Source organism: Mesorhizobium sp. M0563 (assembly GCF_040321065.1).
Classification (GTDB): Bacteria; Pseudomonadota; Alphaproteobacteria; order Rhizobiales; family Rhizobiaceae; genus Mesorhizobium.
This window is the reverse complement of sequence record NZ_JAMYQV010000021.1, coordinates 24,185-38,448: the sequence shown is the minus strand read 5'-3', so window position 1 is coordinate 38,448 and position 14,264 is coordinate 24,185. Positions and strand designations below refer to the sequence as shown.

13 protein-coding genes are annotated in these 14,264 nt (G+C 63.6%); 4 read left to right on the top strand and 9 right to left on the bottom strand.

What is annotated here, in order from left to right; translation table 11 throughout:
- Positions 1-28: 28 nt before the first annotated feature.
- Positions 29-1,438: a glucuronate isomerase gene (gene uxaC / locus NKI50_RS23750; RefSeq protein WP_023719699.1), complete on the bottom strand. Its 1,410-nt coding sequence runs from the start codon at positions 1,436-1,438 to the stop codon at positions 29-31.
- 175 nt (positions 1,439-1,613) lie between these two features.
- On the opposite strand from uxaC, the gene NKI50_RS23745 reads away from it, so the two are divergent.
- On the top strand, positions 1,614-3,116 hold the full coding sequence (locus NKI50_RS23745; RefSeq protein WP_352640112.1) for a mannitol dehydrogenase family protein: 1,503 nt from the start codon (positions 1,614-1,616) through the stop codon (positions 3,114-3,116).
- The gene (uxuA, locus tag NKI50_RS23740; protein ID WP_352480964.1) at positions 3,113-4,291 is read left to right on the top strand and encodes a mannonate dehydratase; all 1,179 of its coding nucleotides are present in this window, start codon (positions 3,113-3,115) and stop codon (positions 4,289-4,291) included. The genes NKI50_RS23745 and uxuA overlap by 4 nt, the downstream gene beginning before the upstream one ends.
- A gap of 1 nt (position 4,292) precedes the next feature.
- Here uxuA and lepB read toward each other — a convergent pair whose 3' ends face one another.
- From lepB to NKI50_RS23705, 7 genes are all read right to left on the bottom strand, one after another.
- Entirely contained in the window at positions 4,293-5,270 is a 978-nt protein-coding gene (gene lepB, locus NKI50_RS23735) for a signal peptidase I (protein ID WP_502895829.1), read from the bottom strand.
- Between the two features lie 89 nt (positions 5,271-5,359).
- Complete coding sequence (locus NKI50_RS23730) at positions 5,360-5,767, bottom strand: F0F1 ATP synthase subunit epsilon (RefSeq protein WP_023719703.1); 408 nt, start codon at positions 5,765-5,767, stop codon at positions 5,360-5,362.
- A 102-nt stretch (positions 5,768-5,869) separates the two neighbouring features.
- A complete protein-coding gene (gene atpD / locus NKI50_RS23725; protein ID WP_352717783.1) occupies positions 5,870-7,435 on the bottom strand; it encodes a F0F1 ATP synthase subunit beta in 1,566 nt (521 codons plus the stop codon).
- A gap of 67 nt (positions 7,436-7,502) precedes the next feature.
- The gene (locus NKI50_RS23720) at positions 7,503-8,387 is read right to left on the bottom strand and encodes a F0F1 ATP synthase subunit gamma (protein WP_023719705.1); all 885 of its coding nucleotides are present in this window, start codon (positions 8,385-8,387) and stop codon (positions 7,503-7,505) included.
- A gap of 28 nt (positions 8,388-8,415) precedes the next feature.
- A complete protein-coding gene (gene atpA / locus NKI50_RS23715; RefSeq protein WP_023719706.1) occupies positions 8,416-9,945 on the bottom strand; it encodes a F0F1 ATP synthase subunit alpha in 1,530 nt (509 codons plus the stop codon).
- A complete protein-coding gene (locus tag NKI50_RS23710) occupies positions 9,945-10,505 on the bottom strand; it encodes a F0F1 ATP synthase subunit delta (RefSeq protein WP_352640109.1) in 561 nt (186 codons plus the stop codon). The genes atpA and NKI50_RS23710 overlap by 1 nt, the downstream gene beginning before the upstream one ends.
- Before the next feature lie 246 nt (positions 10,506-10,751).
- Positions 10,752-11,147 (bottom strand): AGROH133_08824 family phage infection protein, encoded by a 396-nt coding sequence (locus tag NKI50_RS23705; protein WP_023719708.1) that lies wholly within the window; start codon positions 11,145-11,147, stop codon positions 10,752-10,754.
- Positions 11,148-11,362: 215 nt separating this feature from the next.
- Between NKI50_RS23705 and NKI50_RS23700 the strand changes: the two genes are divergently transcribed.
- Together NKI50_RS23700 and NKI50_RS23695 are read left to right on the top strand one after the other, a co-directional pair.
- Positions 11,363-11,608 (top strand): type II toxin-antitoxin system Phd/YefM family antitoxin, encoded by a 246-nt coding sequence (locus NKI50_RS23700; RefSeq protein ID WP_023719709.1) that lies wholly within the window; start codon positions 11,363-11,365, stop codon positions 11,606-11,608.
- On the top strand, positions 11,605-12,060 hold the full coding sequence (locus NKI50_RS23695; protein ID WP_352640107.1) for a type II toxin-antitoxin system VapC family toxin: 456 nt from the start codon (positions 11,605-11,607) through the stop codon (positions 12,058-12,060). Before NKI50_RS23700 ends, NKI50_RS23695 begins: the two co-directional genes overlap by 4 nt.
- Positions 12,061-12,068: 8 nt before the next feature.
- On the opposite strand, the gene NKI50_RS23690 is transcribed toward NKI50_RS23695, so the two are convergent.
- The gene (locus NKI50_RS23690; protein ID WP_352640106.1) at positions 12,069-14,252 is read right to left on the bottom strand and encodes a primosomal protein N'; all 2,184 of its coding nucleotides are present in this window, start codon (positions 14,250-14,252) and stop codon (positions 12,069-12,071) included.
- Positions 14,253-14,264: the final 12 nt, after the last annotated feature.

Below are 14,264 nucleotides of genomic sequence, written 5' to 3'. Positions count from 1 at the left end.
CCCGTTTGAACGATGGCGGCAAGCGCCGTTAGAGCCGGTACGCCTTTTTCGCGAGCGTATAGGCAAGTTCCTGCGCCAGCTCGTGCGCCTCGTCCTCGCCGAGCCGATGCTCGGCGACGAGACGCGCCAGATATGCGCAATCGACCCGGCGCGCCACATCATGGCGGGCCGGTATGGATGGAAAGGCGCGGGTGTCGTCGTTGAAACCGACGGTGTTGTAGAAACCGGCCGTTTCGGTGGTCATCTCGCGGAACCGGCGCATGCCTTCGGGGCTGTCGTGGAACCACCAGGCCGGCCCGAGCTTCAATGCCGGGTAGACACCGGCGAGCGGCGCCAGCTCGCGCGCATAGCTGGTCTCGTCGAGGGTGAACAGGATGATGGTGAGATCGCGCTCCAGCCCGACACAGTCGAGCAGCGGCTTCAACGCCGTCACATAATCGGTTCGAGTCGGGATATCGAAGCCTTTGTCCCTGCCGAACTTCTGAAAGACAGCCGGCGAATGATTGCGCCAGGAGCCGGGATGGATTTGCAGGACCAGCCCGTCGTCACGGCTCATCTTGGCCATCTCGGTCAGCATCTGGGCGCGAAACAGCTTTCGCTCGCGCTCGTCGTTCGAGCCCCGGCGGATGCGGTTGAACAGCTCCTCGGCGGCGGCATCCGAGAGATTGGCGGTTTCGGCCGTCGGATGGCCGTGATCGGAGGAAGTCGCGCCAAAGCTCTTGAAGAAGGCGCGCCGCTGGCGATGCGCATCGAGATAGCCGGCCCAATTGCCGGTGTCGCAGCCGGTGATCTCGCCAAGCCGGTCGAGATTGGCCGAAAAGCCTTCGAAGTCGGGATCGACGATCGCATCCGGCCGATAGGCGGTGACGACGCGGCCGTCCCAGCCGCTGTCGCGGATCATCTGGTGCCATCTGAGATCGTCGAGCGCGCCTTCGGTCGTCGCGATGACCTCAATGTTGAAGCGCTCGAACAGCGCTCGCGGGCGAAAATTCTCCCACTGCAGCAGCGTCGCGATCGTGTCGTAGTGGCGGTCGGCCGTCTTGGCATTCAGCGGCTCGTCGATGCCGAACAGATGGGCAAGCACATGGTCGAACCACAGCCGGGTCGGCGTGCCGCGGAACAGGTAATAATGCTCGGCGAAGCGCCGCCAGATCGTTCTGCCGTCGGTTTCCACCGGCGAACCGTCAAGTGTCGGCACGCCAAGCTCCTCAAGCCGAACGCCCTGGCTGAACAGCATGCGGAAAATGTAGTGGTCCGGTACGATCAGCAACTGCGCCGGATCGGGAAACGCCTCGTTGAGCGCATACCAGCGGGGATCGGTGTGGCCGTGCGGGCTGACGATCGGCAGGTCCTTGACCGCGGCGTAGAGATCGCGGGCCAGCGAAAGCGGGCGCGCCTCGGCGGCAAACAGCAAGTCCGGATCCGTCAATGCGGCCACGTAAATCCTCCCAATCCGGACATCGGTAGGGTTGGAAAGAAATAATGTCAACATACAAAAAATGGGTTGTTGTATGATGACTTTTCGTCGGCCATTGCCCATTGTGCGTGACGGCAACGGGTGTTACGCCGCCTGCCAACAGTGACCCAGCAACCTCGATCAGACACGCCGCGCAATGACCAATAGACGCCTTTCCAACAGCACGCTGAAGGCACTGCCGGCTTCGGTCGCGGTTCCCCGCTACGACCGCGGCGCTATTGCGCCAGGCATCGTCCATCTCGGCGTCGGCGCGTTCCACCGCGCCCACCAGGCGGCCTATGTCGACGACTGTCTGGCGGCTGGAGAGACAGGCTGGGGCATTGTCGGCGTGTCCTTGCGCAGTCCAGACACGCGCGACGCACTGGCGCCGCAGGATGGCCTCTACACACTGGCGATCAGGAGCAGCGTCGAAGAAGAGCTGCGCGTCGTCGGTTCGATCCTGTCGCTGCTGGTGGCGCCGGAAGATCCGGCTGCGGTGCTCGCCGCTCTGACCGATCCGCTCACCCGTATCGTCACGCTGACGATCACCGAAAAGGCCTATCTGAGGGCAGCCGGCGGCGGACTGGACAATACCCACCCCGACATCGTCCATGATCTGGCTAACCCGCAAATGCCACGAACGGCGCATGGTTTCCTGACGGAGGCGCTGTCGCGCCGCCGTGCCACCGGCATCCAGCCTTTCACCGTGCTCTGCTGCGACAACCTTCCGGCCAATGGCGCCACGCTGCACCGCCTGCTGGTCGAATTCGCCGCACTGCGCGATGCCAGGCTCGCCACTTCAGGCGATGCCAGGCTCGCCGCACACATCGCCGACGGCGTCGCCTTTCCGTCGAGCATGGTCGACCGCATCGTGCCGGCGACCACCGATGCCGACCGGGCGCGTATCGCCGTCGAGCTCGGCGTCGAGGATGCCTGGCCGGTGATGACCGAGCCGTTCTGCCAATGGGTGGTCGAGGACGACTTTCCGGCGGGCAGGCCGGCCTGGGAAAAGTTCGGCGTCACCATGGTCGGCGACGTCGGGCCGTTCGAGGACATGAAGCTGCGGCTGCTCAACGGCTCGCATTCGGCAATCGCCTATCTCGGCCTGCTCAGCGGCTACGACACGGTCGACCGCGCCTTTGCCGATCCGGCGATCCGGCAATTCGTCGACGGCTTGTGGGCCGAGGCGATCCCGACGCTGCCGCCGGACGCCGGGCTCGATACGGCCGGCTACACGGCCCAGCTCGCCGAACGTTACTCGAACACGGCGCTGGCCCATCGCACGGCGCAGATCGCCAATGACGGCAGCCAGAAACTGCCACAGCGCATCGTCGCCTCGGCCGTCGAGCGGCTGAGTGCCGGTGATCCCCCAGCCCATCTGATGCTGGTGGTGGCCGCCTGGATGGCCGCTTGCGAGGCGCGCGGCAAGACCTTGCCCGAAGCCCATTTCACCGACCCGATCGACACTCGGCTTACGGCGCTCGGCAGCCGGCCGGCTGATGAAGCTGTGACAGCGATGTTCGATCTCGCCGGCTTCGCCAGGGACCATTCCCAGCGCATGACACTGATTGATCTGACGACAGCCCATCTCGAGCGCCTGCGGCGGGGCGGGCCTGCCGCTGCCTTGGCGGCGCTTGGCATAGGGAGTGAGAAGCCATGAGACAGACTTGGCGCTGGTTCGGGCCCGACGACCCGGTGACGCTTGCCCATGTCCGTCAGGCCGGCGCCGTCGGCATCGTCAGCGCGCTGCATCACCTCAATGACGGCCGCGCCTGGCCGGCGGACGAGATCGCCAGGCGCAAGGCAGAGATCCAGGCAGCAGGCCTGACCTGGGACGTGGTCGAGAGCATCGTCGTCCATGAGGACATCAAGACCCGCAGTGGCGACTGGCGCACCCTGATCGACAATTATAAGGCCTCGATCCGCGCCGTCGCTGCCGCCGGCATCAACACCATCTGCTATAATTTCATGGCGATCACCGACTGGACGCGCACCGACCTCGACTATCCGATGCCGCATGGCGGCACTGCGCTGCGCTTCGATGTCGTCGAGCTCTGCGCCTATGACGTCTTCATCCTCGAGCGAAAACGGGCGGAGGCCGATCACCCGCCGGCCCGTGTCGAGGCGGCGCGTGTGCGGCTGCAAGGCATGAGCGAAAGCGACAAGGCGAGACTGGAGCTCAACCTGATCGGCTGGGTGCCGGCGCGCGAATTCATCTTCGATCGAGCGAGCTTCCGCCGCGCCCTCGACCTCTACAAGGACGTCTCTACCGAAGGACTGCGCGAAAACCTGTTTGCCTTCCTGCGCGAGATCGTGCCGGTTGCCGAAGAGGCCGGCGTCAGGATGGCGATCCACCCCGACGATCCGCCTTTTTCGTTGTTCGGCCTGCCGCGCATCGTTTCCAAGGCAGCCGATGCCCGCGCGCTGCTCGACGCCGTCGCTTCGCCGGCTAACGGACTGACACTGTGTACCGGCTCCTACGGCGCGAGCGCGCAGAACGATCTGCCGGCAATGGCGAAGGCTTTCGCCGAGAACATCCATTTCGCCCATCTGCGCAATGTCACCAAGGAGCCCGACGGCTCCTTCCACGAAGCCGAGCACCTCGACGGCGACACCGACATGGTGGCGGTCGTGTCGGCGCTGATTGGCGAGGAGCGGCGGCGCAAGGCGGCAGGCAGGGCGGACTGGCAGATTCCGATGCGTCCGGACCATGGCCATGCCATTGTCGACGACATCGGCAAGAAGGTGAACCCCGGCTATTCCTGCATCGGCCGCCTGAAGGGCCTCGCCGAACTGCGCGGCGTCATGCGCGCCGTGGAAGCGCTGACGGTGTGAGCTATTTGCCTGACGGATCCAATACTTGCCGGGAAGAATAGTCGACGCCTTTAGAATTCCAGAACAGCCGCACGGCCTTGCCGACCAGATTTTCACTGGGAATAAACCCGACGCTGAATCGGCTGTCGGAGGAATTGTCCCGATTGTCGCCAAGTGCAAAATAGTGGCCTGCGGGCACGATCCACGAGTTCGTGTTGTCCCCGATGGATGAATCTGTCAGGTTGAGAACGGTGTAGGACACGCCCTCTGGCAAAGTTTCACGTTGAAGTTTGACTGGATCGGGGAACTCTTCGGACGAAAAAGAGCCGATATCCTCGAGCCCCACCGCTACCTCGTTGATGTAAAGCATCCCGTCGATGATCTGGATCTTTTCGCCCGGAAAGCCGACGATCCGCTGGATGTAGTTCACGCTCGGATCGGGCGGGAACTTGAATGCCACCACATCTCCCCTTTTGGGTTCCGCGCCCAATAGGCGCCCGTCAAATGAGAGCACGTTGAAGGGCACGCTGTAGCGACTGTAGCCGTATGCGGATTTGGACACGAAGAGATAGTCGCCCTCCCGCAACGTCGGCGTCATGCTGCCAGACGAGATCGAAAACGATTGGAACACCAACGAGCGGATTACAAACGCAGCCACGATGGAGGCGTAAAACGCCAACACGAACACCGACACCCCTTGCGCATACCATTTGTCCGGCTTGAACCGATGCGCAAAGGGAACAACGAGCGTCGCCCACAGGATCATCAAGCCGATACCTGAAAAGTTGCCCGCCGCCGCAAGATCCATGCCCGGCACCACCGGAATTCCGATGTAGCAAAGCGCGATGCTGACAGCACTGATCACAAACAGGCTTATGACAGCCAGTTTGCCAGCGCCAATCCATAGAAATCCGCCAAACGGGCCGCCAAGGGCCGACACCAGGGCCGTCGACCATCTGGATCGCGAGACTGTTTCTTGTTGCACTGTTTGTTCTGTCATCGGCCCCCCACGCCAAGGCAGCCTGACTGTTCACCAAATAAAAAAGCGAGGCAAGCCTCGCTTTCTCGACGCCGAACTGATCCTTCGCGTTAAGCCGGCAGGATGGCGCCTTCAAGCGTGGTGAGCTGGTTAAGGAACTGCTCGGCCTTGCTGCGGGTCTGGTCGTCCTTGGCGTCGGCGGCGTCTTCCCTCGCCTCCTGGATGCGGCGGGCAAGCTCGGCGCGGTCGATGTCGCCGACGGCCACAGCCGATTCCGCCAGCAGCGTGCAGCCGGCCGGAACGATGTCGGCAAAGCCGCCGAACACCACGTAGCGTTCTTCCTTGCCGGAAGCGGTCTTCAACGTGACGACGCCCGGCTTGATCGTGGTCATGACCGGTGCGTGATGCGCCATCACGGTCATTTCGCCCTCGGCGCCTGGGATGACGACGGATTCGACCTGCTCGGAAACCAAGAGGCGCTCCGGCGAGACCAGTTCGAACTTGAAAGCTTCAGGCATGATCAATTTAGCGAATAGGGAATAGTGAGTAGCGAGTAGTGAAGAAACTCGTCCGGCTCATAAACCCCTATTCGCTACTCCCTATTCGCTATTCGCTTTGGCTTACGCCGCTTCAGCCGCCAGGCGCTGTGCCTTCTCGACCGCTTCCTCGATGCCGCCGACCATGTAGAAGGCGGCCTCCGGCAGGTGGTCATAATCGCCGTTGCAAAGGCCCTTGAAGCCCTTGATGGTGTCGGCGAGGTCGACCAACTTGCCCGGCGCGCCGGTGAACACTTCGGCGACGAAGAAGGGCTGCGACAGGAAGCGCTCGATCTTGCGGGCGCGGGCAACCGTCTGCTTGTCCTCTTCCGACAGCTCGTCCATGCCCAGGATGGCGATGATGTCCTGCAGCGACTTGTAACGCTGAAGGATCGACTGCACCTGGCGCGCGACCTGGTAGTGCTCCTCGCCGACAACCATCGGGTCGAGCATGCGCGAAGTCGAATCGAGCGGATCGACCGCCGGATAGATGCCCTTTTCCGAAATCGCGCGGTTGAGCACGGTCGTCGCGTCGAGGTGGGCGAATGAAGTCGCCGGTGCCGGGTCGGTCAAATCGTCGGCCGGCACATAGATCGCCTGCACCGAGGTGATCGAACCCTTGGTCGTCGTGGTGATACGCTCCTGCAGCGCGCCCATGTCGGTGGCCAGCGTCGGCTGGTAGCCCACGGCCGAAGGAATGCGGCCGAGCAGCGCCGACACTTCCGAGCCCGCCTGCGTGAAGCGGAAGATGTTGTCGACGAAGAACAGCACGTCCTGGCCCTGGTCGCGGAAGTATTCGGCAACCGTCAGGCCGGTCAGGCCGACGCGCGCGCGCGCGCCCGGCGGCTCGTTCATCTGGCCATAGACGAGCGCGGCCTTGGAGCCTTCGCCGCCGCCCTTCTTGTTGACGCCGGACTCGATGAACTCGTGATAGAGGTCGTTGCCTTCGCGGGTGCGCTCGCCGACGCCGGCGAACACCGAGAAGCCGCCATGCGCCTTGGCGACGTTGTTGATCAGTTCCTGGATCAGCACCGTCTTGCCGACGCCGGCGCCGCCGAACAGGCCGATCTTGCCGCCGCGGGCATAGGGGGCCAGCAGGTCGAGCACCTTGATGCCGGTGACCAGGATCTGCGCTTCCGTCGACTGCTCGACATAGGTCGGCGCCGGCTGGTGGATCGAGCGCATCTCGATGCCGTCGACCGGGCCTGCCTCGTCGATCGGCTCGCCGATGACGTTGATGATGCGACCGAGCATGCCAGGGCCGACCGGCACGGTGATCGGCGCGCCGGTGTCATAGACGTCCTGGCCGCGAACCAGACCTTCGGTGGAGTCCATGGCGATGCAGCGTACGGTGTTTTCGCCGAGATGCTGGGCCACTTCGAGCACCAGGCGATTGCCGACATTGATCGTCTCAATCGCGTTCAGGATCGCCGGCAGATGTTCGCCGAACTGCACGTCGACAACAGCGCCGATGACCTGGCGAACCTTGCCCGCCAAGCCGGTTTTCTTGATGGTAGCGGCCGGCGTATTCACGGCGGCGGCCTTGATTGCTGCCGCCTTCTTGGCCGGAGCGGCCTTTGCTGCCGCCGGAGCCTTTGCTGGTGCCGCGGCCTTAGGGGCTGCCGTCTTCGGGGTCGCTGCTTTCGCCATCGTCTTTACCCTTTTCGTCTCTTTGTTTCTCACACGCTTGAGGTCGATGACCTCCTTGGGAGCGTGCCTAGAGCGCCTCGGCGCCCGAAATGATTTCGATCAATTCCTTGGTGATCTGCGCCTGCCGCTGGCGGTTGTAGGTGATCGACAATTTGTTGATCATGTCGCCGGCATTGCGCGTCGCATTGTCCATGGCGCTCATCTTGGCGCCCATCTCGCCGGCCGCATTCTCGAGCAGCGCGCGGAAGACCTGCACGGAGATGTTGCGCGGGATGAGATCGGAGAGGATTTCGCCCGGCTCCGGCTCGTATTCGTAGACAGCGCTGCCACCATCCTTCGCTTCAGCAGCATCCGAAACCACGCCCGCCGGGATAATTTGCTGCGCTGTCGGGATCTGGCTGATCACCGACTTGAACTGCGAATAGAACAGCGTGCAGATGTCGAAGCCGCCTTCGTTGAACAGATGGATCACCTTCTTGGCGATGGCATCGGCATTGACGAAGCCCAGCGTCTTGACCTCGCGCAGATCGACACGCTCGATGATCAGCGCCCCGTAGTCGCGGCGCAATATGTCGAACCCCTTCTTGCCGACGCAGATGATCTTGACCTGCTTGCCGTCGGCCAGAAGCTTGCGGATGTGGTCGCGGGCAAAGCGGGCGATCTGCGAATTGAAGCCACCGCACAGGCCGCGTTCGGCCGTGCAGACGACAAGCAGATGCACGTCGTCCTTGCCGGTGCCGGTCATCAGCGCCGGGGCATCGCCGCCACCGCCGATCGCCTGGGTAATGTTGGCCAGCACCGCGCCCATGCGCTCCGAATAGGGACGCGCCGCTTCAGCCGCTTCCTGCGCGCGGCGCAGCTTCGCCGCGGCGACCATCTGCATCGCCTTGGTGATCTTCTGCGTCGCCTTGACCGAGGCGATACGGTTACGAAGGTCTTTTAACGAAGGCATGCTTCAAACCTGATCCCGTCCGGTCCACTCAAGCAAAGGTCTTGGCGAAGGCGTCGATCTCTGCCTTCAGCCTGGCGCGCAGATCGTCGGACAGCGCCTTCTCCTTGCGGATGCCGTCGAGCACGTCCTTGCCGGCCGAGCGCATGTGCGACAACAGCCCCTGCTCGAACTTGCCGACCTGGTTGATCGCCAGCTTGTCGAGATAGCCGTTGACGCCGGCGAAGATCACCGCGACCTGCTCCTCGACCTTGAGCGGCGAGAATTGCGGCTGCTTCAAAAGCTCGGTCAGGCGCGAGCCGCGATTGAGCAGGCGCTGCGTGGCGGCGTCGAGATCGGAGCCGAACTGCGCGAAAGCAGCCATTTCGCGGTACTGCGCGAGCTCGCCCTTGATCGACCCGGCAACCTGCTTCATCGCCTTGATCTGCGCCGAAGAGCCGACGCGCGACACCGACAGACCGACATTGACCGCAGGACGGACGCCCTGGAAGAACAGATTGGTTTCCAGGAAGATCTGGCCGTCGGTGATCGAGATGACGTTGGTCGGGATATAGGCCGACACGTCGTTGGCCTGCGTCTCGATGATCGGCAGCGCCGTCAGCGACCCGCCGCCATTGTCGTCGTTGAGCTTGGCGGCGCGCTCGAGCAGGCGCGAGTGCAGGTAGAAAACGTCGCCCGGATAGGCCTCGCGGCCCGGAGGACGGCGCAGCAGCAGCGACATCTGGCGATAGGCGACGGCCTGCTTCGACAGATCGTCATAGCTGATCAGCGCGTGCATGCCGTTGTCGCGGAAATATTCGCCCATGGTGCAGGCGGTGAACGGCGCCAGGAACTGCATCGGCGCCGGATCAGATGCGGTCGCAGCGATGATGATCGAATAGTCGAGCGCGCCGCGCTCTTCCAGCACCTTGACGAACTGCGCCACGGTCGAGCGCTTCTGGCCGACGGCGACATAGACGCAGTACAGCTTTTCCTTCTCCGGGCCGTTGTCGTGCACCGATTTCTGGTTGAGCATGGTGTCGAGGATGATCGCGGTCTTGCCGGTCTGGCGGTCGCCGATGACCAGCTCGCGCTGGCCGCGGCCGACCGGGATCAGCGCGTCGATGGCCTTGAGGCCGGTCGACATCGGCTCGTTCACCGATTTGCGCGGGATGATGCCGGGCGCCTTGACGTCGACGCGCTTGCGTTCGGTGGCCTGGATCGGGCCCTTGCCGTCGATCGGGTTGCCGAGCGCATCGACGACGCGGCCGAGCAGGCCCATGCCGACAGGCGCGTCGACGATGGCGCCGGTGCGCTTGACGGTATCGCCTTCCTTGATGTCACGGTCGGCGCCGAAGATAACGACGCCGACATTGTCGGCTTCGAGGTTGAGGGCCATGCCGCGGATGCCGCCGGGGAACTCGACCATCTCGCCGGCCTGGACATTGTCGAGGCCATAGACGCGGGCGATGCCGTCACCGACGGACAGCACCTGGCCGACTTCGGAGACCTCGGCCTCCTTGCCGAAATTCTTGATCTGGTCTTTCAGAATTGCGGAAATTTCCGCGGCGCGGATGTCCATCAGCCGACCTCTTTCAGTGCAAGCTTGAGCGAATTGAGTTTGGTTTTGAGCGACGTATCGATCTGGCGCGAGCCGATCCTGACCACCAGCCCGCCGAGCAGCGACGGATCGACGGTGACGGTGATCGCCACATCCTTGCCGGCGACGCTTTTCAGCGCCGCTTTCAGCTCGGTTTCCTGGGCAGGCGTCAGCGCATGCGCCGAGGTGACCTCGGCGGCGGTCTCGCCGCGGTGTTCGGCGGCGATCTGGCGGAACGCCTTGATCATTCCTGGCACGGCGAAAAGCCGGCGGTTCTGGGCAACGACGCGCAGGAAATTGCCAGTGAGGCCCGTGATCCCCGCTCTGTCGGCGATCGCGGCGATCGCCTTGGCCTGGTCTTCGCTGGAGAAAACCGGGCTCCTGATCAGCCTCGAAAGGTCAGCGCTGCCTTCGAGCATCGCTTCGAAACTGTTGAGGTCGGTCTCGACGCTGGCCACCGAATTGGCCTGCAGCGCGAGTTCGAACAGCGAACCCGCATAGCGTTCTGCGACACCTGAGATTGGCGATGACGATTGGACCACGGACCGTCTTTTCTCTTGTCTGACAGGCCGCAGATTGTTGGCGCGAGCAAAAACTCTGGCTAAATCTTTGACCTTACTGCATTTTTCCAAGCACGGAGGCGCGGCTTCCGCTATCCCCGGTCGAAAGTCGATTGCCGTCTAGCACAGGCATTTTCAGACCGCAATGCGTCGTCCGGCATGGTTTTCAGGCACTATTGTCGCATCCGCTCGCCGAGTTCAGCAACCAACCCCGGATTGCTCTGTGATTCAGGGCAAAAAGCCGAAGGCGAACGCGAGCGGCAGCGCCGCCAGCACCAGCTCGACGACGATGGATGCCCAGTTGAACGGCGTATTGGCGCCGTCCGACATCATCGACAGCAGCCGGCCGAAGGCGGTGAATAGCCAGGAGAAGCCGAGCGCCATGTAGAGCAGCGGCTGCGCCAAGAGGATGCAGCACAGGCTGACGCCGAGATAGAAGCCCGACATCCGGCCGCGCCCCTCGGCGATCGCCGCTGCCTTCTCCGGTCTGACCTGCAGCCGCAGGATGCGGAACGCCAGCTGTGGAGCCAGGAATAGCAACAGGCCGAGCAATAGAGTCGCGACCGCGCTCGACCATGCCAGCCACTCGCCCTGGCTCATCGGCCATGGAAACGCAAATTCCATCCTTGTCCCCTCGTAAATGGATATTCAAAATTTCGGGCATTCTAGCGAAGCAACTGACATGCGCCAGATGGGCCGTCGGCAATTTGCAGGGCGCGTCAGCTCAACGCGAGCGCGACCGTTGTCTCGACCGGGCTAACAGGACGTTAAACAATGGGCTGTTTTTTTCTGCACAATTCCTATATTGTGACTACATGAGACCACAAGGGGTTCCGCGCATGAAGACGATGCAACTGCGAGAGGCAAAGGCCAGCCTTTCCGCGCTCGTGGAGGCCGCTGAGAACGGTGAGCCCACGGTTATCACCAAGCACGGCAAGCCCGCAGTCATGGTGGTGCCAATCGGTGAGGGACGGAAACTTTATCCGCAGAACAGCCAAAAAGACTTCGTGGATTTCCTGCTTCGGTATCCAGGCGGCATCGAGCTTGAGCGAAACGAATCGCCGTCGCGGGAAGTGGAGTTTTGACCGGCTATCTGCTTGATACGTCTTTTCTCTCGGCATTTGCACCTGGTAGGCCTCTGCTTCCGTCACACGTGCAGAACTGGGTTGCTGTACAAGGAGAACGCGGCTCTTGGCAGCTCTCGTCGATCGTCATCTTGGAGGTGGAACGAGGAATCGCGAAACTGAAGCGGGCGGGCGGGCATATGAAGGCGGAGCGCATCAATGAGTGGTTCGAAAGGTTGCTTCTAGAGTTCAACCAGCGCATCCTTCCCATCGATTTAGCAATCGCGCGAGAAGCCGGAAAACTGGAAGACGCCACTATCGCCAGAGGCGCCAATCCGGGACTGGCGGACGTTCTGATCGCAGCTACCGCCCGTTTGCACGGCCTGTCAGTTTTGACGGCCAACACCCGGCATTTTGCGATTCTCGACGTGCCTTACCTGAACCCATTCACCGAACGCGTCTCGAAAGGGTAATCGACACCTTACAAAAAGCTTTGCGGGTCGATATCGACCTGGACCCGCACCGAGGCCCTTATCTTCGGTCCCTCGGCCAGCATGGTGCGGATGAACCCTTGCATGTCGGCGCGCCGCTCGCCCTGGATCAGTAGGCGAAAGCGATGGCGGCCGCCGATCAATGACAGCGGCGCCTCGGCCGGACCGAGGACGAACAGATCGATGGCTTGCGGCGCGGCACGGCGCAGGCCGCGGGCGTGCCCTTCGGCTTCCGCCCGGGTCGCCGCGCTGACGATGACGCCGGCGAGCCGGCCGAAGGGCGGCAGCCCCGCCCGCTCGCGTTCGGCGATCTCGCGCTCGTAGAAGGCCTCGGCATCGCCGGAGACGATCGCCCGCATCACCGGGTGGTCGGGTTGGAAGGTCTGCAGCAGGCCAAGGCTCTTCTTGCCGGTGCGGCCGGCGCGGCCGGTCACCTGGCTGAGCAGTTGGAAGGTGCGCTCGGCGGCGCGTGGGTCGCCATTGGCCAGGCCGAGATCGGCATCGACGACACCGACGAGCGTCATGTTGGGGAAATTGTGGCCCTTGGCGACGAGTTGCGTGCCGATGACGATGTCGGCCTCGCCATTGGCTATGGCTTCGAGCTCGAGCCGCAGCCGCCGCACGCCGCCCATCAGGTCGGACGACAGTACGATGGTGCGGGCATCAGGGAAATGCGCGACGACCTCCTCGGCGATGCGCTCTACGCCCGGCCCGCAGGCGACCAGATGATCGAGCGTGCCACATTCCGGGCAGGCCTCGGGCCGGCGTTCATTGTGCCCGCAATGGTGGCAGACGAGCTGACCGCGAAAGCGGTGCTCGACCAGCCAGGCCGAGCAGACCGGACAGCCGAAGCGGTGGCCACAGACCCGGCAGAGCGTCAGCGGCGCATAGCCGCGCCGGTTGAGAAACAGCAGCGACTGTTCCTTTCTTTCCAGCGTCTGCCGTATATGGCCGAGCAGTACAGGCGACAGGAAGCCGCCGCGTGCAGGCGGCGCACGGCGCATGTCGATCGTCTTGAGATCGGGAAGTGCCGCCTCGGCAAAGCGCGCCGAAAGCACCGCCCTGCTGTAGCGGCCCTGGCTGGCATTGACCCGGCTTTCGACCGACGGTGTCGCCGAGGCGAGCACGACCGGAAACCCGCCGATATGGCCGCGCACCACGGCCATGTCGCGCGCGTTGTAAAAGACGCGATCCTCCTGCTTGTAGGCGGGGTCGTGCTCTTCGTCGACGACGATCAGCCCAAGCTCCCTGAACGGCAGGAACAGCGCCGAGCGCGCGCCTGCGACCACCCGCACGCCGCCTTCCGCCACCTGCCGCCAGACCTTTTCGCGCATTCTTGGCGGCAGGTCCGAGTGCCACTCAGCCGGCTTGGCGCCGAACCGCTCCTGAAAGCGCTCGAGGAAGGCGTGGGTCAGCGCGATTTCCGGCAGCAGGATCAACACTTGCGTGCCGCGATCGAGCGCGGCCGCAACCGCCTCGAAATAGACCTCCGTCTTGCCGGATCCGGTTACACCGTCAAGCAGAGTGACGCCGAATATGCCGGCCGCGACATTGGCGCGCAGCATCTCGGCGGCATCGCTCTGGTCGGGCATCAGTGCCGGCACGGCGTAGCCGGGATCGGGTGCTGCGACCACCGGCCGCGGCGGGATCATCACCGTCTCGAATACCCCCTGCGCCCTCAGCCCGTCCACCACCGTCGACGACACGCCTGCCGCATGCGCCAGGCCCGACCGCGTCCAGGCGAGCCCACCTTCGGCCGTTTCCAGCACGCGCGTCCTCGCCTCCGTCATCCGGTCGGGCTTGGCGAAGGTGCGCTGCAGCCCTTCGATCCACGGCTCCTGATCGAACGCCTCCGGCGCCCTGAGCAGCATGCGCGCCACCATGCCGGGCGGCGACAGCGTGTACTGCGCCACCCAATCGACAAAACGCCGCATCGCGCGGTCGATCGGCGGGCAGTCGAAAACCTGCTCGATCGGCCGCAATTTCTTCGCGTCGACCTTTTCGACGGCGCCGTCCCAGACGATGCCGGCGACCTGGCGGGGCCCAAGCGGAACGCGCACGATCGAGCCCGGCACCACGCGCATGCCAGCCGGCACAGCATAGGTGTAGGGGCGCTCAGCAGGCATTGGGACCAGCACCGGTGCGGCCGCGACAAAGGGCGAATCTTCGATCATGAGGCGTGACCT

What these genes read in the sequence shown, in the direction of transcription:
- atpD (WP_352717783.1), bottom strand. Translation starts at nt 7,435, where the DNA reads ATGGCGAAAGCAGCGACCCCGAAGACGGCAGCCCCTAAGGCCGCGGCA.
- NKI50_RS23720 (WP_023719705.1), bottom strand. Translation starts at nt 8,387, where the DNA reads ATGCCTTCGTTAAAAGACCTTCGTAACCGTATCGCCTCGGTCAAGGCG.
- uxuA (WP_352480964.1), top strand. Translation starts at nt 3,113, where the DNA reads ATGAGACAGACTTGGCGCTGGTTCGGGCCCGACGACCCGGTGACGCTT.
- NKI50_RS23705 (WP_023719708.1), bottom strand. Translation starts at nt 11,147, where the DNA reads ATGGAATTTGCGTTTCCATGGCCGATGAGCCAGGGCGAGTGGCTGGCA.
- NKI50_RS23690 (WP_352640106.1), bottom strand. Translation starts at nt 14,252, where the DNA reads ATGATCGAAGATTCGCCCTTTGTCGCGGCCGCACCGGTGCTGGTCCCA.
- NKI50_RS23730 (WP_023719703.1), bottom strand. Translation starts at nt 5,767, where the DNA reads ATGCCTGAAGCTTTCAAGTTCGAACTGGTCTCGCCGGAGCGCCTCTTG.
- NKI50_RS23745 (WP_352640112.1), top strand. Translation starts at nt 1,614, where the DNA reads ATGACCAATAGACGCCTTTCCAACAGCACGCTGAAGGCACTGCCGGCT.
- NKI50_RS23700 (WP_023719709.1), top strand. Translation starts at nt 11,363, where the DNA reads ATGAAGACGATGCAACTGCGAGAGGCAAAGGCCAGCCTTTCCGCGCTC.
- atpA (WP_023719706.1), bottom strand. Translation starts at nt 9,945, where the DNA reads ATGGACATCCGCGCCGCGGAAATTTCCGCAATTCTGAAAGACCAGATC.
- lepB (WP_502895829.1), bottom strand. Translation starts at nt 5,270, where the DNA reads ATGACAGAACAAACAGTGCAACAAGAAACAGTCTCGCGATCCAGATGG.